Source organism: Paracoccus lutimaris (assembly GCF_003337565.1).
GTDB lineage: Bacteria > Pseudomonadota > Alphaproteobacteria > Rhodobacterales > Rhodobacteraceae > Paracoccus > Paracoccus lutimaris.
Window position 1 is genome coordinate 55,663 of the sequence record NZ_QPJL01000011.1, and the last position, 18,430, is coordinate 74,092.

Sequence of the window (18,430 nt, forward strand, 5' to 3'; positions counted from 1 at the left end):
CGCAGGGTCGCGAGCACGCCGCTCTTTTCCATGCGCGATTGAAGGGCTACCAGTAACAAGATTTCAATGGAAATTCTGGGGGAGAACCATGTCGGAGAATGAAATCGTCATCCTGTCGGGTGCACGCACGGCCATCGGCACCTTTGGCGGCAGCCTTGCCGCCGTGCCACCGATCGAGCTGGCCGCCACCGTCACCCGCGCCGCGATCGAGCGCGCCGGCATCAGCCCCGATCGCATTGGCACCGTGGTCTTTGGCCATGTCCTGAACACCGAGCCGCGCGACATGTATCTGTCCCGCGTCGCCATGCTGGATGCGGGCGTCCCAAACACCACGCCGGCGATGAATGTGAACCGGCTTTGCGGCTCGGGCGCGCAGGCCATCGTCTCGGCCACGCAGGCGCTGCTGTTGGGTGATGCCGATTTCGCCGTCGCGGGCGGCGCGGAATCGATGAGCCGCGCGCCCTATGCGGTGCCCTCGGCACGGTTCGGTGCCAAGATGGGCGATGTGCAGATGCTGGACATGATGGTGGGTGCGTTGACATGCCCGATGGGCACCGGCCATATGGGTGTCACCGCCGAGAACGTCGCGCGCGAGCATGACATCTCGCGTCAGGCGCAGGACGAATTCGCGCTGGAAAGCCAGAAACGCGCCGCGAATGCCATTGCGCAGGGCTATTTCAAGGAGCAGATCGTCCCGATCGAGATCAAGACCCGCAAGGGCGTCGTCGCTTTCGACACCGACGAGCACCCCAAGGCCACCGATCTGGACAAGCTGGCGGGGCTGCGGCCGGCCTTTCAAAAGGACGGAACCGTAACGGCGGGCAATGCCTCGGGCATCAATGACGGCGCCGGCGCCATCGTTCTGGCGCGCGCCGAGGCGGCGAAGGCTGCAGGCGCGAAACCCCTGTTCCGCGTCCTTGGCTACGCGGTCGCGGGCGTGCGCCCCGAGGTCATGGGCATCGGCCCGGTCCCGGCGGTCGAGGCGCTGCTGGCGCGCACGGGCCTGAAGATCGGCGATTTCGACGTGATCGAGTCGAACGAAGCCTTTGCCGCGCAGGCGCTGGCGGTGAACAAGGGGCTGGGCCTCGAATCGGCCAAGGTGAACCCGAATGGCGGCGCCATCGCGCTGGGCCATCCGGTTGGCGCGACCGGCGCCATCGTCACCGTCAAGGCCATGTACGAGCTGATGCGGACCGGCGGCCGCAAGGGGCTGATCACCATGTGCATCGGTGGCGGTCAGGGCATAGCGCTGGCGATCGAGCGCATCTGAGGCAAGCTGCAACCCGGCCTCGTCATCCGAGGCCGGGGCTCCCGTTTGCGCGGTTGGCTGGATATTTGAATGAAGAAGAAAGCCGGGCCTGTTTGATTTCTTCTTCATCTAAATATCCATGCCGGGCCCGCGCATGGGAGTGAAGGTTTCCAGGCCGGGCCGGGTCTTGAATACAAGGGAAAATAGAACGAGCCGTTCCGGGCGGGAACGGCTCGCGAGATCTACGGAGATGGTCCGGTTAGGGTTGGTGCCCACCGTCCCAGCCAGGGTTTACGACCCTTGGGGTTGCCCTTAGGCCACGGCCCCCCTGACTGTCCCGACACCTCTCTCCAATATCACTCTCGACACTGGACCACCTCCTTTCAATGTGTTGCCGTATGAGGTGAGCCTGCCATAGAAGTATGAACAGTCAATTAATTTGCGCGCGGCGTTCTATTAAATTTCCGACGAGGATGCGGAAAGGGACAAGCGCAAGCACCGCCTGCGCCAGTTTGACCAGCCAATCGGCAACTGCCAGCGAAACCCACAGCGGCATGATGGGACCGCTTCCCAGCAGCGGAACCTGTTCATTTGCCCAAGAAACATCGTCATTGGGGAAGAAGGGGGCCAGTTCTGCGGCAAAGGCGATGCTGAAAAAAACGGCAGTATCCAGCACCGATCCGACCAGACTGGCCGCTAGGGGTGGTAGCCACCAGTTGTATTTTCGCAACTGGTTGAAGACGGCGATGTCGATCAGCTGGGCCGACAGGAAGGCCGCGCCCGAAGCGATGGCGATGCGCAGCGTGGTCTTGTCAAAGCCTGCGGCGATCAGCGAGCACAGGACGCCGGTGACGAAACCGGCCAGCACGACGCGGCGCGCGGCCTGCGTGCCATAGACGCGGTTCATGACGTCGGTCACGAGGAAGGCGACGGGATAAGTCAGCGCCCCCCAGGTCAGCCAATTGCCCAGCTGATACTGTACGAGGATGTTCGAGGCCACGACGATGATGGCCATGGCGAAGACGCCAGGAAGAATGCGGGGCATGGTGGGTCCGTTTTACAAGGTAGCGGAGACTCGGCCCGATGGGGGCAAGGCGGAATAGGTCCGCAAACCCGCTTTTGTCAACGGTTTTCGGGATCAGGCCAGCGTGGCCAAGGCGATTTCGACCGCGAATGCGCCGTTCATGCCCTCGACGGCGGTGTTTGTCAGTGCGACCAGCGAGCGGCCGCGCGAGGGATCGACGATCCAGCTATGGCCATAAATGCCGCCCCAACTGAGACAACCCTGCGGCAGGCTGCCCTCGGGGCGGTCGGGTGTCGCGCGGACAGCGCCGGCCCAGGCATGGCCCCAGCCGGGGCCGCGCATCGGGTGGCGCTGGTCGCCGATGCGGTTGCGGTGCGCCTCAAGCCGGATGCGGTCGCTGAGGAAACTGCCCTCGCGCAGGGTTTCCAGCAGGGTCAGCGCGGCCTCGGCGGTGCCGGCCATGCCGCCGCCGCCCGAAGGGTAGGCCTCAGGGTCGAAGATGCGGGCGGGCAGAAAGCTGTAGGCCTGGCCCGGCGTCAGCGGGTTGTCGACGCGGGTCAGGCCGCGCATCCGCTGCGGCTCGGGGCGGCTGTCCGCGTAATTCGCGGCCAGTCGCGCGGGGTCGGGGGCGCTGAAGGCGGCCTCGATGCCCAGGGGGCCGGTGACCAGGCGTGCCATCGCCTCTTGCAGGGGCATGTCGGTTGCGGCCTCGATCACCGCGCCCAGCACGTCGGTCGCCACCGAATAGCGCCAACGCGTGCCCGGTGCGCGGTCCAGCGGCACCGACGTGATGCGGCGCAGGTTCTCGGCCAGCGGGATGCCGGTATCGCCAATCCCGTCCGAGACGCCGGCGCGGGCATAGGGTCCGTCATCCGGCTGGTTGAAGCCGTAATCGAGGCCCGCGAGATGCGACATCAGCTGATCGACGGTGATCAGGGGCTGGGTGCCATCGGGCAGGCGCGGGGTGAAATCGGGCAGCCAGCGCGTCACCGGATCCTCGGGTGAAAGCCGGCCCTGATCCATCAGCCGCAGCGCCGCCACAGTGGTGAAGGGCTTCGAGACCGAGGCATAGCGAAACCACGCGCCGGGCTGCATCGGCCGGCCGGCCTCGCGGTCGGCCAGACCGGCATGGCGGGCATGGATCACGCGGCCCGCCTCGGCCAGCAGGACCGCGCAGCCGATGACGCGTTTTTCGGTCAGGGCGCTGTCGATGGCGCGGTCAAGCGCGGCGATGACCCGCGGTGCCGTCATTCCGTGACCCGGTATTCGACCAGTTCCGTGCGTTGCAGCATGCCGAAATTGTCGTCCGAAATCATGGTCAGGCGGATGCCCTGGCCGTCATGCCAGACCGAGATGCCCTCAAGGTTGTCATATTGCAGCGGGCGGGAGTCCAGCAGCACGGCCTCGTTCGAGATGCCGTTTTCAGAAAGGTCAAAGCGGCGGACGCGGCTGCGAAAGCCCAGAAGGCCCTTGAAGTCGCGCTCCAGCAGGTAAAAGCGCCCGTCCGGGCCGATATCGGCGGCGACCGCCAGCCAGTCACCGCTGCGCGGGATGGAAAACGGCTGGTCCCATGCGCCGTTTCGCATGCGCCAGACCGGGAAGGGCCGCGTCATCTCGCCCGAGCGCTCGGGCAGGGTCAGCAATGTGCCGTCCGGGGTGACCGCCAGCGCCTCGAACGAGGAATTGCGCTGCATGGACTTGAATTCAGGCGGCCGGGGCAGGGGCTGGGCAAGGCTGTCGGGCGTGTCATAGCGCACGACGCGGGTCAGCCCCTCGAAGCTGACCCAGATGGTGCCGTCGGCGCCGACGGCAAGGCCTTCGCTGTCACCCTGCCAGCCGGGTTGCAGCCATTTGCCCTTGCTGTCCAGAAGATGCGCGCGGCCAGCCGGTTCCAAAGCGCTGATGCGGCCCTCGGCATCGCGTTCGATGCTGCCCCAGCGGATCGAGGAGCGGTCGGACAGGGCGGTAAAGCTGCGGCCGTCCGGACTGATCTCGATCCCGGAAAAGCCGCCGAATTCTTCGTCGTCCATGGACCAGACATAGGTCCCGACATGCTCGGCGCGCGGCACGGAGGCGGCAGGCGCGACGGGCGCCGGATCGGCCGCGCAGGCCGATGAGCCGGAAATCAGCAGCGCCGCAACGGCAAGGGCGCCCAGGTGGCGAAGCCGCCCGGTCGTGCCTTGATCCATGCGGCCCCGCTTTATCTTGCGGTGGCGACTGCCTGACATTGGCGGGGCATCTCACTGAGGCGGAAGCTGCGGGGATGGCGGTAATTCGGATCGGGCTTGGCCGGTTTCACGCGGCTGGGGTCGATGCGGTTCTTGATCCATTCGGCGGCCTCGGCGCAGCCGTCACCGGCGGGCGGCGGGTCCTGCTGCTGGCAGACCGAGCCAGCCGGGCAGGCCAGCCGGACATGGAAGTGATAGTCGTGATTGCCGATCGGGCGCACCTTGCGCAGCCATGCGCGGTTGCCGCGCTCGGCATTGCACATTTCGACCTTGGCGACCGGATCGACAAAGATGCGCTCGACGCGCGGATCGCGGGCGGCGGCGCGGATGATCGCCATGTGGCTGCCGCTCCACAGGCCCGAGGGCGCGGTGCCGGCGCGGTTCACCACCGATTGCGACGAGATCTTTTCGCGCTGCGCCCGGCTGAGGTTCAGGCTGGCGGGCGGCAGCATCCAGATATCGGCGTCCAGCCCCATCTGGTGGCTGGCATGGCCCGAAACCATCGGGCCGCCGCGCGGCTGGCTCATGTCGCCGATGTAAAGCCCCTGCCAGCCGGCCTGCTGGGCCGCCTGCGACAGGCCGATCAGAAAGCTGACCAGTTCCGGATGGCCCCAGTTGCGGCCGCGCGACAGGCGCATCGCCTGCCAGCTGGGGCCGGATTCGGGCAGTTGGACCGCGCCCGAGACGCAGCCCTTGGAATAAAAGCCGATGGCGGCAGGGGCGCCTCCGGTCGGGCCGGGGGCGGAGCCAAAGACGTCCTTGGCCAGCGGGTCGGCCTGCGCCACGCCAAGGGTGGCCAGCGCCACGACGGCGGCGGTCAGGAATTTGCGGATCACTGCTCGGCCTCTCCTTTTGCTTTGACCCAGATTAACAGAACCAGCGCCAGAAGGAACATCACGATCAGCGGAAACACGCCGAGGCTTTGGCTGCCGGTCGCGGTGGTGGCCAGCGCGATCAGCGCCGGGGCCAGAAAGGCCGTGGCCTTGCCAGAGAGGGCGTAAAGGCCAAAGGCCTCGGCCGCGCGGGCTGGGGTGGCGTGGCGCACCATCATCGTGCGGCCTGCGGCCTGCAGTGCGCCGCCCGCGCCGCCGATCAGCGCACCGCACAGGAAAAACAGCGCATCCGGCAGTTTTGAACCCGGGGGCAGCGGCAGGCCAAAGATGCTTTGGCGGCTCATGCCGGTGACGAGGGTGCAGACGGCGGTCAGGACCAGCGCGCAGGCGATGATGACCGGCTTGGGTCCCCAGCGCCGGTCGGCGCGCCCGCCGATCCAGCTGACCAGCGTGGCTGAGACGGCGCTGACCACGCCAAAGACCCCGGCCAGAAACACCGGCCAGCCCAGCACCGTGCCGGCGAAGACCCCGCCAAAGGCGTAAAGCGCGTTCAGCGCATCGCGCAGCAGCATCGACGACGCGAGCCACGCGCTGAGCGAGGGCCTGCGCGGCAGGCTGGCCAGCAGGCGCCCCAGTTGCGACATGGCCGCGCCCAGCCGCAGCGGCTGGCGCGGGCCGGGGGGGTCGCGCACCCAAAGCGCAAAGGGCAGCATGAAGACCAGATACCAGATCGCGGTAAAGGGGCCGGCGGCGCGAGTGCCCTCGCGCAGCGCCGGGTCCAGCCCGAAGAGCGGCGGGATGCCCAGAAGTGTCAGTCCGCTGCGCGCATCCTCGGCGAAAAACAGCAGCATCACGGCCAGCGCCACCACACCGCCCAGATAGCCAAAGGCAAAGCCCGAACCCGACAGCCGGCCGATTTCCTCGCGCGGGGCAAGGCCGGGCAGCAGCGCATTGGTGAAGATGGTGGCGAATTCCATGCCGATCAGGCCGATGCCAAAGGACATGACGGCCAGATGCAGGTTCGGCTGGCCGGGCATCAGGAACCACAAGCCCCATGCCCCGGCGACGTAAAAGCCGGAGAACAGCCAGATCCAGACCATCCTCCGTCCGCTATTGTCGGCAATCGCGCCCAGGATCGGGGCCAGCACGGCGATGATCGCGCCGCAGATCGCAAGGCCGTAGCCCCACAGCACCTGCGCGCTGGCGCCGGCGGCATCAGAGGTCATGCCCTGCGCCATATAGTGTTCGCGCGCCACCCCGGCGTAATAGACCGGAAAGATGAAGGTCATCAGCAGCGTGGCATAGGGCTGGCTCGCCCAGTCGAAAAACCACCAGCCCCAGATGCGTTTGCGGTTCATGGCGGCCCCGTTGCTACTTGCGCGCATATGGTCAGATGCGCCTCAGGCTGGCAAGTCGTCTGTCCGGTCGGTGGCGGCGATGGGCGGCAGCGCGGGCGGCCATGGCCGCATCGCATCCGCCGCGATCCAGGCCTGGACCCATTCGGGCAGGGCCGGGCTTTCCGGGTCGCGCCCGGCAGCCAGCAACGCCCGCGCCGGCGGTACGATGCCTTGGGTCGAGGTGATCGCCACGCGCAGCAGCATGTGGTTGCAGCACTCGCCGCCGCGCCACATGCTTTGCTCCATGTAAAGAAAGCGGTCGTCCCAGCCGATGCTGCGCGACACCATGGTAAAGCGCTGGAAGGCCTTGATCCGCCGCCGATACCGGACCGAGTTCCCGGCCACGGTGAACCCCCACTGGTTCTGGCGCAGGATCTCGACGATGCCGGTGCGCACCGCCATCGGGATGCGGCCCAGATCGTAAAGCGTCAGGGTGCGGCCGTTGTTCAGCTCGATCCACGGGTCCAGATCCCAAGGCCAGCAGCGATGGGTCGAGACATGCGCCTCCAGAAGGCCGATGCGCGGCGCGCGGCGGTATTTCAGCATTTCCTTGGCGAAACGCAGAAACGGATACATGGCGCTCTCTCTCCTGCCTTGGGCACGTCTTTGGGCTAACCAGCGCGCAAGGGGGCGTCAATCGGGGACGCTACGCCAAGCCGGGGTCAAGCTGGGTCCAGTGGCTTGCGAAACGCTTGCCGCTGGCTTACCTGTCGCATGACAGCCGGAAGGGGACCGAATGGGCACGATCTACGAAGCTTTGATGCTGATACTCGACGTCGTCTGGTTCGTGATGATCGCCCATATCATCATGTCCTGGCTGATCAACTTTCAGGTGCTGAACCTGCGCCAGCCGCTGGTCTGGCAGATCTGGAACGGGCTGAACCGCCTGCTTGAGCCGCTTTATACGCCGATCCGCAGGATCCTGCCCAATACCGGCGGGCTGGATCTGGCGCCCCTGGTGGTCTTTATCGGCGTCATCATCCTGCAACGCGGGCTGATCAACAACCGCGACTGGTTCTACGGGGTCTGACATGTCCGCCGCGCCCCTGTTGCGGCAGGTCTTCGGCTTTGACGCCTTTCGCCCCGGGCAAGAGGAAATCGTCGATGCTGTGGCCATGGGCCGCGACGTGCTGGCGATCATGCCGACCGGCGGGGGCAAGTCGCTGTGCTATCAGCTGCCCGCCTTGATGCGCGACGGGCTGACGGTGGTGATCTCGCCCCTGATCGCCCTGATGCGCGATCAAGTGCGCGCCCTGACCGAGGCGGGCGTCGCCGCCGCCGCCCTGACCAGCGGCAATTCCGAGGACGAGAATTCCGAGGTGATCCGCGCCCTGAACGCGCGTGAGCTGCGGCTTTTGTACATGGCGCCGGAGCGGCTGGCCTCGGGTGCGGCAATCCCGATGCTGCGCCGCGCCGGCGTGCAGGCCATCGCCGTAGATGAGGCGCATTGCGTCAGCCAATGGGGCCATGATTTCCGCCCCGATTATCTGCGCGTGGGCGAATTGCGCCGGGCGCTGGCTGTGCCGCTGGCGGCTTTCACTGCCACCGCCGATGCCGAGACCCGTGACGAGATCGTCGCCCGGCTGTTTGACGGTGACGCGCCGCAGATCTTTCTGCGCGGGTTCGACCGGCCGAACATCCATCTGGCCTTTCAGGCCAAGGACGGACCGCGCCGGCAGATCCTTGATTTCGCCGCCGCCCGCCGGGGCCAGTCGGGCATCGTCTATTGCGGCACCCGTGCCAAGACGGAAACGCTGGCGCAGGCCCTGAACGAATCCCGTCTGGCCGCCGTCGCCTATCACGGCGGCATGGAGGCCGAGGCCCGCCGCGAGGTCGAGACCCGCTTTCAACGCGAGGACGGGCTGATCGTCGTGGCGACGGTGGCCTTTGGCATGGGCATCGACAAGCCCGATATCCGCTGGGTCGCCCATGCCGACCTGCCGAAATCCATCGAGTCCTATTATCAGGAAATCGGTCGCGGTGGCCGTGACGGCGCCCCGGCCGAGACGCTGACGCTTTACGGCCCCGACGATATCCGCCTGCGCCGCAGCCAGATCGACGAGGGGCTGGCGCCACCCGACCGCAAATCCGCCGACCATGCCCGGCTGAATGCGCTGCTGGGCCTGGCCGAGGCGACCGGCTGCCGCCGCGTGGCCCTTTTGCGCTATTTCGGCGAAACGCCCGCGCCTTGCGGCAATTGCGATATCTGCGACAACCCGCCCGACACATTCGACGGCACCGAGGCCGTGCAAAAAGCGCTGTCGGCCATTCTGCGCACCGGCCAGACCTTTGGCGCGGGCCATGTCATCGACGTGCTGACCGGCACCATGACCGACCGTATCCGCCAGCGCGGCCATGACCGGCTGCCGACATTCGGCGTCGGCCGCGACCTGTCGAAACCGCAATGGCAGGTGGTGATCCGGCAGATGCTGGGCCTTGACCTGATCCGCCCCGACCCGGAACGCCATGGCGGGCTGGCAATCACGCTGGCCGCCCATCCGGTCCTGCGTGGCGAGGAACGCATCACCCTGCGCCACGACCCCGCCGCCCGGACACGCAGCAGCACGGTCATCCGCACTCAGGTCGATGACGAGGATGCGCCGCTGCTCTCAGCGCTCAAGGCCAAGCGCCGCGCGCTGGCCGAGGCCGCCCGCGTGCCCGCCTATGTCATCTTCCCCGACCGCACCCTGATCGAGATGGCGCAGTCGCGCCCGCAGACGCTGGACGACATGGCCCGCGTGAATGGCGTCGGCGCGAAAAAGCTGGAAAGCTATGGCGAGGCGTTTCTGGCCGTCATCGCCGGTGAGGTCGCGCCCATGCATCCGGCGCGCAAGGCATTGGCCGGGCGTGCCTCGGGCGATCTCTACGATCGCCTGTCCGAGGCGCAAAACCGCCTCAATCGCGGTGAGGACGGCACCGGCAAGCCGCTTTCGGTCAGCACTTCGCTGTTGCGCCGCATTGCCGAGGATCGGCCGCGCGATCTGTCGCGCTATCTGGACGGGCCGCGCCTGGACCGTTTCGGTGCGGCCTTCGACGCCGAAATCGCCGCCGGCTGATCGCGGCGGCCTGCTGCCGCCTATTCATGGGCGGCGGCGCGGCGCATGTCCTCGGGGTCGGGCATGCCGTCTCCGGCAGGCGCCCTGACCCCGAACACGGCGCAGTAAAGCGCTGGCACGAACAGCAGGGTGATCAGCGTGCCGGCGATGATGCCGCCCATCATCGCATAGGCCATCGGCCCCCAGAACACCTGCCGGGCAATCGGGATCAGCGCCAGGCTGGCGGCGGCGGCGGTCAGCAGGATCGGCCGGGCGCGGCTGTCCGAGGCCTCGAAGACCGCGTCCCAGGGGGCATGGCCCTTGGCGATCAGGACCTGGATCTCATGCACCAGAATGATCGAGTTGCGGATCAGGATGCCCCCCAGCGCCAGCACGCCCAGAATGGCCACGAAGCCCATCGGTACACCAAAGGGCAACAGCGCCGCGACCACCCCGATCAGGCCCAGCGGCGCCGCGGCAAAGACGATCAGCGACAGCCGGAAGCTTTGCATCTGCACCATGACCAGAACCGCGATGATCAGCAGCATGACCGGCACCACCGCGGCAATCGGCTGCTGGCTTTCGGCCGAATTCTCGACCGTGCCGCCTACGGTGATACGGACCTGCGCGGGCAGCCCGGCCTGAAACTGGGCCACGCGTTCGGCCATGGCATTGACCAGCGTCGCGGGCTGATCCTTGCTGGCGATATCGGCCTTTACCGTCACGGTCGGAATGCCGTCGCGCTGCATGATCAGCGACCACTCGGTCGCAAATTCCAGCGTCGCTAGCGCGGTCAAGGGGATCGGCGTGCCGCTGGCGGTCGCAAGCTGCAGGTTCTGGATCGAATCGACCGAACTGCGATCGGCCTCGGTGCCGCGGGCGACGACATTGATCAGGAAGATCCCGTCGCGGATCTGGGTGATCGTGCGGCCTGTAAAGGTGGCGGCCAGCGAGGCCGAAATATCCTCGCTTGTGATGCCCAGCTGCCGCGCCTGATCCTGATTGACCTGCAGGCGGACGACGCGCGCCGGCTCGTTCCAGTCCAGAGTGATGTCGCGCAGACGCGGCTCGGTCGCCAGCAGCGCCGCCAGATCGCGGGCGGTATCGCGCGCCTCGTCCAGATCGGGGGACGAGACCCGGTATTGCACCGGCTTGCCGACCGGCGGCCCGATTTCCAGATTCTTGACATACAGGTCGGTCCCGACCAGCGCGTGCTGGCCGAATGCGACGATCCGCGCCTTGAGCCGGTCGCGGGTCGCAAGGTCACGGGTCTGGATGACGATCTGGCCCATATAGGGGCCGGGCGTCAGCACATCCATCGACAGCACGAAACGCGGTGCGCCGCGCCCGACATATGAGGTCCAGAACAGCGCGTCCTCTTCCTCGGCCAGCATGCGCTCGATCGCGGCGATATCGGCGCTGGTCTTGGCGATCGAGGCATTCGCGCGCTCGGTCACGTCGACGATGATCTCGGTCCGGTCCGAGGTCGGGAAGAACTGCTGCTCGACCAGGCGCATGCCATAGACCGAAGCGGCAAACAGCGCGGCGGTAATGGCGATGGTCAGCCATTTGGCGCGCATGGCCCGCAGCAGCAGCCGGTGAAAGACGCGCCGCAGCCTGCCGGGATTGCTGTCGTGACGGGGCATCCGCGCTGGCAGCATGGTGACACCCAGAAGCGGCGCGAACAGGACCGCGACGATCCAGCTGACGATCAGCGAGACGGCGATCACCACGAAGAGCGAGAAGGTGAATTCGCCCGCAGCCGAGCTGTTCAGGCCAATGGGAATGAAGCCTGCGACCGTGACCAGCGTTCCGGTCAGCATCGGGAATGCGATCGAGCTCCAGGCATAGCTTGCGGCGCTTTCCAGATTTTCGCCGATCTCAAGCCGCGAGATCATGGTCTCTATGGCGATCATCGCGTCATCGACCAGAAGCCCCAGCGAGATGATCAGCGCCCCCAGCGAGATCCGCTGCAGCGTGATCTGGTATGTGTCAAGCACCACGAAGGTGACGGCCAGCACCAGCGGGATGGTCATCGTCACCACCAGCCCGGCGCGCAGCCCCAGGCTGATGAAGCTGACCAGCAGAACGATGACCACCGCCTCGACCAGAGCCCGGACGAAATGGCCGACCGCATCGTCCACGACATGCGGCTGGTCGGCGATTTTCGTCATCTCGATCCCGATCGGCAGGTCTTGCCCGACCCGTGCCATCAGCGCATCGACCTGCTTGCCGAATTCCAGGATATTGCCGCCATCGCGCATGCCAATCTGCAACCCGACCGCATCCTTGCCATCAAAGCGGAACAACGCGCTGGGCGGGTCCTCGTAGCTGCGCCGCACCGTCGCGACATCGCCGATATTGAAGAAGCGGTCGCCGACCCGCAGGTTGACGGCGGCAATCGCGGCGGCATCGAGGAACTGGCCGCCGACGCGGACCAGCACCTGCTCGGACCCGGCCTGCACGACGCCCGAGGGCGCGATGGCATTCTGGACCGCCAGTGTCTGCAGGACCTGGTTCTGGTTGACCCCCAGGGCCGCCAGCCGCGCCGACGAGAATTCCAGATGGATTTCCTCTTTCTGTACGCCCAGGAGCGCGGTTTTTCCGGCCATGGGCAGGGTCTGGACCTGTTTGCGGATATCCTCGACCCGGTCGCGCAATTCGCGCCGGGTAAATCCGTCGGCAGTGAAGGCATAGATATTGCCGAACACGTCCCCAAAATCGTCATTGAAGCGGAAGCCTTGGAATTCTTGTGGAAATTCCGGCCGGATATCCGCCATCATGTTGCGCACGCGGCTCCATATCTCGGGGACGTTGCGCGCGGGTGTGGTCGGGTCAAGCTCAAGATAGACGATCGACCGGCCCGGCGTGGTGACTGAACGGGTATTGTCCAACTCGTCCAGTTCTTCGAGCTTGGTCTCGATCCGGGTGGTGACCTGGTCCAGCGTGTCCTTGGTCGTGGCGCCGGGCAGCGAGGCACTGATCACCATGATCTTGAGGGTGAAGTTCGGGTCCTCCTCGCGGCCCAGCCGTGCGTAGCTGATGGCGCCCGCGATCATCGAGACGATCAGCAAGAACCAGACCAGCGAACGGTGACGCAATGCCCAGTCGGAGAGGTTGAAATGTTGCACATTCATGGAAGCACGCTCCGGCCGACCGGCTGGCCGGGGGTCAGCGAATGGATGCCGCGGATCACCACCTCATCCCCCGGGGACAGACCCGCGGCGATGTCGATATGGCCATCGTGTGCCAGGCCGGAGGTTTCGACGTTGCGGATATCGACGGTGGCGCGGGCTCCGTCGCGGTGGACGATCCAGACCTGTTCCTGGCCGTCCTGGTTCAGGATGGCCAAGCGCGGCAAGCTCAGCAGCGGCGCGCCGGTGCTGACAGGCCGCGCCCGGATCAGCGCGCCAAGCCGAAAGCTGGCATCGTCGTCCAGCGCCAGATGGATGCGGCGGGTGCGTGTCACCGGATCGGCCACGGGTTCGATCTGCGTGATCCGGGCTGGCTCGCGGGTATTGGGCTCGAACCCTGCCCAGACTTCGTAGGGATCGCCAATCTTCACCCGTGACAAGGCGGCCTCGGGCAGGTCGATCACCGCCTCAAGCCCCTCTTGCGCGGAAAGCTGGATCACCGGCTCGCCCGCGCTGACCACGGCGCCTGCATTGACATGAACGGCGCTGATGACGCCATCGAACGGAGCCTTGATTTCGGCGAAACCCGCCGCATCAAGGGCGCGGATCAGTTCCGATCGCGCCTGCTGGTCGGCAGCCATTGCCGCTGCAAGCGCCCGTTCCGCCTGTTCAAGCTGCGCCGTCGAGGCAACTTCGCGTTTGACCAGGGCCCGCGTCCGCTCGGCCGTGGCCCGCGCGGTAACCATCTCGACGGCAGCGGCCTCGACTTCGGCCTGGGCGGCCCGAACGTCGCCCTGCAGATCGTCGGGGTTCAGAGTGGCCAGGACATCGCCCTGACGCACTAGAGATCCGACATCGACATTCCGCGCGGTGACCCGGCCCAGCGTCTGAAACCCCAATGCGACATCGATCTTGGCCGAGATCGTGCCGGGAACCGAATGTTCCGGCAGCGCGGCATCATCGACGATTATGCTGGCCACGGGGCGAGGCATCGACCCGGTGTCGCGATCGGCGCTTTTCCGGTGCAGGGCGAGAGCCGCGACCACCGCGACCGTCGCTGCCATCAGCGCGGCCAATGCGGCGACCAATACGGTCTTGCGCCTCATTCGTCGCCCCCGGCGCCGGCATCCCTGACCTTGCGGCCCGGATAAAGCAGCTGTGAGCCCGCCCCGACCACGGTCTGCCCGGGAGTGACGCCAGTATTCAGGATGACGGTGCCGTTGTTGAACCGCTCGATCTTCACCTCGGCCAGGATGACGCGGTCATCCCGACCGACCATCCAGACTGCGGCACTCCCGTTGGCCGAGGTCAGCGCGGTCCACGGCACGGCGATGCCGGTGCCCGCGGGGTAATGAATCGCTCCGCGCACCGCGGCGCCGAGCAGGCTGGTATTCGCGGGGGCATCGTCGATCGTTGCCCTGATCGTGACCGAGCCCGTACCGGGGTCTACGATCGGCGCGATTTCGCTGACATGGGCCGTCATGTGCAGGTCCGGAAAGTCGATGCCTGACAAGGTCACCGGCGCACCGATTGCATTCCGCAGCAGGGCCGAGTCGGGCGTCCGGAACACGGCTTCACGCCCAGTCGCCGAAGCCAGCGACACGACCGCCTGCGCGGCTCCGACGATCTGGCCCGGCTCGGCCATGCGCGACGTTACGATCGCGTCCGTCGGAGCATAGATCACGGTATCGGCCAGCGCACGCTCGGCCTGGCCAAGCGACGCTTTCGCTTGGGTCAGCGCGCCAACCGCAACCGAAAGCCTAAGGTTTTCCGAATCCAGTGCGGCGCGCGTGCCGACGCCGCGCTCAAGCATTGCCGCTGCGCGGACCTGCGCCTGACGGGCCTGCGCCTCTGCGGCAGAGGCGGACTCGACTGCGGCCTGGGCGACGCGCAACCGCTGTTCCTGCTGCAGCGGGTCGGTTCTGGCCAGCGCTTGACCCGTGCTGACCAGATCGCCCTCTTGGACCATCACCTCAAGGACCCGACCGCCAAGACGGAAGCCGACCTCGACAATGTCCTGGGCATTGATCGTCCCGGTCAGTGCCGCGTCAAAGGTCAATGGCGCGCTTTCGACCTTCACAAACTCGACAGGCAGAACAGTCTCTGCGATGGCGGGGCATGCCTGCAGAAACAAGATCGAAGCTGTCGCAGTCAGGCGTCGCACGGCTACCCTATCAGAGGTCTATCGATGTGATGCCCAATTTCAGGCATCCTGTGAAGAGGCCTGAGCGTTGACGTTACGGACCTCATCCCATGCGGGTGTCCATGTATGGCTTTGCCCCTGGATCATTGCGGATCCGCAAAGGCTGCGGCCGGCAGGGCCCTGACTATTGATAACTTCGGACCAAGGCAGCAGCCACCATGCCCCAGCCATCCACGACCAGAAAGAATGCCAGCTTGAAGGGCAGCGCCACGACTGTCGGCGGGACCATCATCATCCCCATCGACATCAGCACGGCCGAGACAACAAGGTCGATGATGAGAAACGGCAAGGCCACCAGGAACCCGATCTCGAACGCACGCTGAATTTCGCTGAGCATGAAGGCTGGAACCAGAACCGACAGGCGCTCCGGCGGGGCATCCGGCTCGGGGGAGACCTCGGCCAGCGAAGCCAGCATCTCGGGATCGGTACGGGCCTCCATGAAGCCGCGAAAGGGTACGATTGCACGCTCGAAAGCCTGCTCGATCGTGATCGTTCCGTCGCGCAGCGGTGCACCCGCCGTGTTCCATGCCTCCGTCAGGACGGGACTCATCACGAACCAGGTCAAGAACATGGCAAGGCTGACGATCAGCATGTTGGGCGGTGATTGCTGCAGGCCGATCGATTGCCGCAAGATCGACAGCACAGTGACAATGAAGGGAAAGCAAGTCACCATGATGGCGATACCCGGCGCAAGCGACAGCGCCGTGATCGCCGCCAGCAAGGTGATCGCATTCCGCCCGATGCCATCCTGCACCGCGTCCAGACCAGACGTCGCAAGACCGCCCGAGATTTCCTGCGCATATGCGATCCCGGGCAGCAGCAGGATTGTCAGGATCAGGATGGCGTGTTTCACGATATGTTGGCCGGACCAAGAATGCGCACGCAGAGCCGATTGTCGGATTCGTCGCCCGACGTCAGTTCGCCCTTGGCAATGACCTTGTCGCCAACGCAGATATCGACACCATCCGACATGTCCTGATCGAGGGTCAGGATATCGTCCGGCCGCAGACGTGCCAGTTCGGCCACCGACAATTGCGTTCCGCCCAGACGAATGGTGATTTCCACCTGGATCTGGTCGGTTGCGATAAGACTTGCAATATCTTCCATGATCAGTCCTCAGCTATGATGTCGTTGATGATCGACTGCAGTGCGGCGACAGAGGCATCCGGATCAAAGCTGATCGTCGCCTTGTCGGCGATCAGATCCACCGCGAGTGTCCCTTCACGGGTTTCTTCGATCAACGCGCCAGAAAACCCGGCTTTTGTCAGGCAGTCATCGACATCCGGCCGCAGATCCTGCGCGCAGCGGATCAGCAGTCGCTGTGGCGTTGCCATTTCCTGCATGCGCTGCAATTCCTTCATCAGAGCGTCGCGCAGCCGCGCTCGACCAGAGCTTGCACCCAGCAGATCCACAATGGCGGCCAGCACCGGCAACAGTTCGGACAGGGCCGTTCGTCGCATGGCCGCCGCCATTGCGTCATGTTTCGCCATGTCATCACGCATGCTGGTCAAAGCGACCGTCAGTGCGTCCAGGCTTTTCTCCCGACCCTCGCTCAGGCCTTGCTCATGGCCGCGCTGAAATGCCATTTCCATGTCGGAGGCGCTGGTCGACGACTTGTCGATGCCAATCCCCGTCGAAAAGGAATCAAGACGGATCGCCGAGGATCTCATACCGCATCCTCACGTTTCTCGATCCAACCGGAAAGCACCTTCAGACTTTCCTCCTTGCGCGCCTTCATGAGCTCTTTCAGGCGATCGACCGGATCGGCGCTGGCAATTGTCGCTGGCGTGAAGTCGATCTCGGGCACGGCAGCGGAAACTGCGGGCAGTCCCGAAAGCGCTTCGGCGGCGGTTCGCGGCGTTTCAGGCGCGCGGATGGCCGGAACCGGTGCAGACGTATCCAGTGCGAAGGCTTGCCCCCCCTGAACTGGCTTGGCCTTCAGGATCGGGCGCAGCAGGAACATGGCCAACGCCAGCGCGAACAGGCCGACCAGGATAATCCGGATCATTCCGTTCAGATCCAGCCGGGAAAGCAAACCACCCTCGCTTGCTGCAGTGCCTGCCTCCGAGAGAGACGCAAATGGAAGCGATTTGATGGTGATCGCATCGCCGCGTGTCTCATCAAAGCCGACTGCCGAGGCGACCAGTTCACGAATGGCCTGAAGTTCGGATTCTTCGCGCGGCACGAGAGTCGTCTGATTATCGGCGCCAGTTTGCGCCACCCCGTTTACAAGAACAGCGACCGTCAGACGTCGCGTCGCCCCCGGCCGGCGTGATACCTCACGCGTGACATTGCTTACCTCAAAGTTTGACCGTTGCCGCGTCTCGGAGCGCGAAGACTTGTTTTCCCCGCCGCCTTGCCCCTGGCCCTCGGGCAGGTTCGAGGCTGCGGTCACCGCGCCCTCTTGTGCGTTGCTGCTCTGATCGGTCGACTCTTCGTTCTCCTGCGCGATCAGTGCGCGCTGCTGCGGGTCGAAGCGCTGTTCGGTCATGCGCTCGGTTTCGTTTACCACGTCCAGATTCAGCTCGACGATGGCATTGCCCATGCCGACATGGGCTTCCAGGATACGTTCGACGTTTCGCTTCATCTCCGTTTCGCGGTCTTCACTGGCGAACTCTTCGCCCGAGGTGACGACGCCGCGCTCACTGTCGATCACCGAAACCCGGTCGGCATCCATGCCCGGAACACCTGAGGAAACAAGAAACTTCAACGCCTTGGCCTGAGAGCGATCAAGCGCTGTGCCGTTGGTTGTCACCGTGACCGAGGCGGTGGCCTGCGCCTCGCGCCGATAGCCACGGCCGCTGGGAACAGCCAGATGAACCCTTGCGGTTCTGACATTGGGTAGTGCCAGAATTGTGCGCGCGAGCTCACCCTCCTTTGCGCGCCAGTAAGCTGCATCAAACATCTGAGACGTGGTGCCGAACCCCGACATGCCGTCCAGAATCTCATAGCCAGCGCCACCAGCGTCAGGCAGTCCCTCGCCGGCAAGCGACATGCGCAGGGCGTCGCGGCGGCTTTCATCCACCCAGATCGAATCGCCCTCGATCCGATAGGCGATTCCAGATTTTTCGACAGCTGCCAGAATGGCGCCGGATTGCTGTGAGTTGAGGCCGGAATACAGCAGTGCCATCCCCGGGCGGCTGGCGAACCAGGAAAGCCCTGCGATGGCAGCGAATGTCAGCAGAAAGGCGGCTGCCAGGATACCTTTCTGCTTTGCGCTTCTTTCGCGCCAGTAGTCTTGCAGCTTCAGCAAAACCTTCCCCTTCGAATCGGCGTTATCCTTGTCATGCCCTTCATGACACAGCGGCGATTAAGAATTGGTTAGCC

16 protein-coding genes are annotated in these 18,430 nt (G+C 65.3%); 3 read left to right on the forward strand and 13 right to left on the reverse strand.

Features of this window, described 5'->3' with window-relative positions:
- The first annotated feature begins 88 nt into the window (after positions 1-88).
- The gene (locus DFP89_RS11465; RefSeq protein WP_114349528.1) at positions 89-1,270 is read left to right on the forward strand and encodes an acetyl-CoA C-acyltransferase family protein; all 1,182 of its coding nucleotides are present in this window, start codon (positions 89-91) and stop codon (positions 1,268-1,270) included.
- Positions 1,271-1,679: 409 nt separating this feature from the next.
- On the opposite strand, the gene DFP89_RS11470 is transcribed toward DFP89_RS11465, so the two are convergent.
- The 6 genes from DFP89_RS11470 to DFP89_RS11495 form a co-directional block, all read right to left on the reverse strand.
- On the reverse strand, positions 1,680-2,294 hold the full coding sequence (locus DFP89_RS11470; protein WP_114349529.1) for a VUT family protein: 615 nt from the start codon (positions 2,292-2,294) through the stop codon (positions 1,680-1,682).
- Between the two features lie 93 nt (positions 2,295-2,387).
- Positions 2,388-3,524 (reverse strand): serine hydrolase domain-containing protein, encoded by a 1,137-nt coding sequence (locus tag DFP89_RS11475; protein WP_114349530.1) that lies wholly within the window; start codon positions 3,522-3,524, stop codon positions 2,388-2,390.
- A complete protein-coding gene (locus DFP89_RS11480; protein ID WP_245948678.1) occupies positions 3,521-4,462 on the reverse strand; it encodes an esterase-like activity of phytase family protein in 942 nt (313 codons plus the stop codon). Before DFP89_RS11480 ends, DFP89_RS11475 begins: the two co-directional genes overlap by 4 nt.
- A gap of 11 nt (positions 4,463-4,473) precedes the next feature.
- Complete coding sequence (gene mepA / locus DFP89_RS11485; protein ID WP_114349532.1) at positions 4,474-5,337, reverse strand: penicillin-insensitive murein endopeptidase; 864 nt, start codon at positions 5,335-5,337, stop codon at positions 4,474-4,476.
- The gene (locus tag DFP89_RS11490; RefSeq protein ID WP_114349533.1) at positions 5,334-6,692 is read right to left on the reverse strand and encodes an MFS transporter; all 1,359 of its coding nucleotides are present in this window, start codon (positions 6,690-6,692) and stop codon (positions 5,334-5,336) included. Before DFP89_RS11490 ends, mepA begins: the two co-directional genes overlap by 4 nt.
- Before the next feature lie 42 nt (positions 6,693-6,734).
- Positions 6,735-7,307, reverse strand: coding sequence for an acyl-CoA thioesterase (locus tag DFP89_RS11495; protein WP_114349534.1), 573 nt, complete (start codon positions 7,305-7,307; stop codon positions 6,735-6,737).
- Between the two features lie 160 nt (positions 7,308-7,467).
- Between DFP89_RS11495 and DFP89_RS11500 the strand changes: the two genes are divergently transcribed.
- The gene (locus DFP89_RS11500; RefSeq protein WP_114349535.1) at positions 7,468-7,761 is read left to right on the forward strand and encodes a YggT family protein; all 294 of its coding nucleotides are present in this window, start codon (positions 7,468-7,470) and stop codon (positions 7,759-7,761) included.
- Between the two features lies 1 nt (position 7,762).
- Positions 7,763-9,787, forward strand: a complete 2,025-nt coding sequence (recQ, locus tag DFP89_RS11505; RefSeq protein WP_114349536.1) for a DNA helicase RecQ — start codon at positions 7,763-7,765, stop codon at positions 9,785-9,787.
- A 20-nt stretch (positions 9,788-9,807) separates the two neighbouring features.
- Here recQ and DFP89_RS11510 read toward each other — a convergent pair whose 3' ends face one another.
- The 7 genes from DFP89_RS11510 to fliF form a co-directional block, all read right to left on the reverse strand.
- Positions 9,808-12,903: an efflux RND transporter permease subunit gene (locus DFP89_RS11510; RefSeq protein ID WP_114349537.1), complete on the reverse strand. Its 3,096-nt coding sequence runs from the start codon at positions 12,901-12,903 to the stop codon at positions 9,808-9,810.
- Positions 12,900-14,006: an efflux RND transporter periplasmic adaptor subunit gene (locus tag DFP89_RS11515; protein WP_114349538.1), complete on the reverse strand. Its 1,107-nt coding sequence runs from the start codon at positions 14,004-14,006 to the stop codon at positions 12,900-12,902. Before DFP89_RS11515 ends, DFP89_RS11510 begins: the two co-directional genes overlap by 4 nt.
- Entirely contained in the window at positions 14,003-15,064 is a 1,062-nt protein-coding gene (locus DFP89_RS11520; RefSeq protein WP_114349539.1) for an efflux RND transporter periplasmic adaptor subunit, read from the reverse strand. The genes DFP89_RS11515 and DFP89_RS11520 overlap by 4 nt, the downstream gene beginning before the upstream one ends.
- A 163-nt stretch (positions 15,065-15,227) precedes the next feature.
- Positions 15,228-15,956 carry a flagellar type III secretion system pore protein FliP gene (gene fliP, locus DFP89_RS11525; RefSeq protein ID WP_114349540.1) on the reverse strand — a complete coding sequence of 243 codons (729 nt, stop codon included), beginning with the start codon at positions 15,954-15,956 and terminating at the stop codon, positions 15,228-15,230.
- Positions 15,953-16,210: a FliM/FliN family flagellar motor switch protein gene (locus tag DFP89_RS11530; RefSeq protein WP_114349541.1), complete on the reverse strand. Its 258-nt coding sequence runs from the start codon at positions 16,208-16,210 to the stop codon at positions 15,953-15,955. The genes fliP and DFP89_RS11530 overlap by 4 nt, the downstream gene beginning before the upstream one ends.
- Positions 16,211-16,212: 2 nt before the next feature.
- Positions 16,213-16,773 (reverse strand): hypothetical protein, encoded by a 561-nt coding sequence (locus DFP89_RS11535; protein ID WP_114349542.1) that lies wholly within the window; start codon positions 16,771-16,773, stop codon positions 16,213-16,215.
- Positions 16,770-18,356, reverse strand: coding sequence for a flagellar basal-body MS-ring/collar protein FliF (gene fliF / locus DFP89_RS11540; RefSeq protein WP_114349543.1), 1,587 nt, complete (start codon positions 18,354-18,356; stop codon positions 16,770-16,772). Before fliF ends, DFP89_RS11535 begins: the two co-directional genes overlap by 4 nt.
- Positions 18,357-18,430: the final 74 nt, after the last annotated feature.

Excerpts from the sequence above, each read along its gene's own strand:
- DFP89_RS11465 (WP_114349528.1), top strand. The coding sequence starts at position 89 with ATGTCGGAGAATGAAATCGTCATCCTGTCGGGTGCACGCACGGCCATC.
- DFP89_RS11470 (WP_114349529.1), bottom strand. The coding sequence starts at position 2,294 with ATGCCCCGCATTCTTCCTGGCGTCTTCGCCATGGCCATCATCGTCGTG.
- DFP89_RS11475 (WP_114349530.1), bottom strand. The coding sequence starts at position 3,524 with ATGACGGCACCGCGGGTCATCGCCGCGCTTGACCGCGCCATCGACAGC.
- DFP89_RS11480 (WP_245948678.1), bottom strand. The coding sequence starts at position 4,462 with ATGGATCAAGGCACGACCGGGCGGCTTCGCCACCTGGGCGCCCTTGCC.
- DFP89_RS11490 (WP_114349533.1), bottom strand. The coding sequence starts at position 6,692 with ATGAACCGCAAACGCATCTGGGGCTGGTGGTTTTTCGACTGGGCGAGC.
- DFP89_RS11495 (WP_114349534.1), bottom strand. The coding sequence starts at position 7,307 with ATGTATCCGTTTCTGCGTTTCGCCAAGGAAATGCTGAAATACCGCCGC.
- DFP89_RS11500 (WP_114349535.1), top strand. The coding sequence starts at position 7,468 with ATGGGCACGATCTACGAAGCTTTGATGCTGATACTCGACGTCGTCTGG.
- recQ (WP_114349536.1), top strand. The coding sequence starts at position 7,763 with ATGTCCGCCGCGCCCCTGTTGCGGCAGGTCTTCGGCTTTGACGCCTTT.
- DFP89_RS11510 (WP_114349537.1), bottom strand. The coding sequence starts at position 12,903 with ATGAATGTGCAACATTTCAACCTCTCCGACTGGGCATTGCGTCACCGT.
- DFP89_RS11515 (WP_114349538.1), bottom strand. The coding sequence starts at position 14,006 with ATGAGGCGCAAGACCGTATTGGTCGCCGCATTGGCCGCGCTGATGGCA.
- DFP89_RS11530 (WP_114349541.1), bottom strand. The coding sequence starts at position 16,210 with ATGGAAGATATTGCAAGTCTTATCGCAACCGACCAGATCCAGGTGGAA.
- DFP89_RS11535 (WP_114349542.1), bottom strand. The coding sequence starts at position 16,773 with ATGAGATCCTCGGCGATCCGTCTTGATTCCTTTTCGACGGGGATTGGC.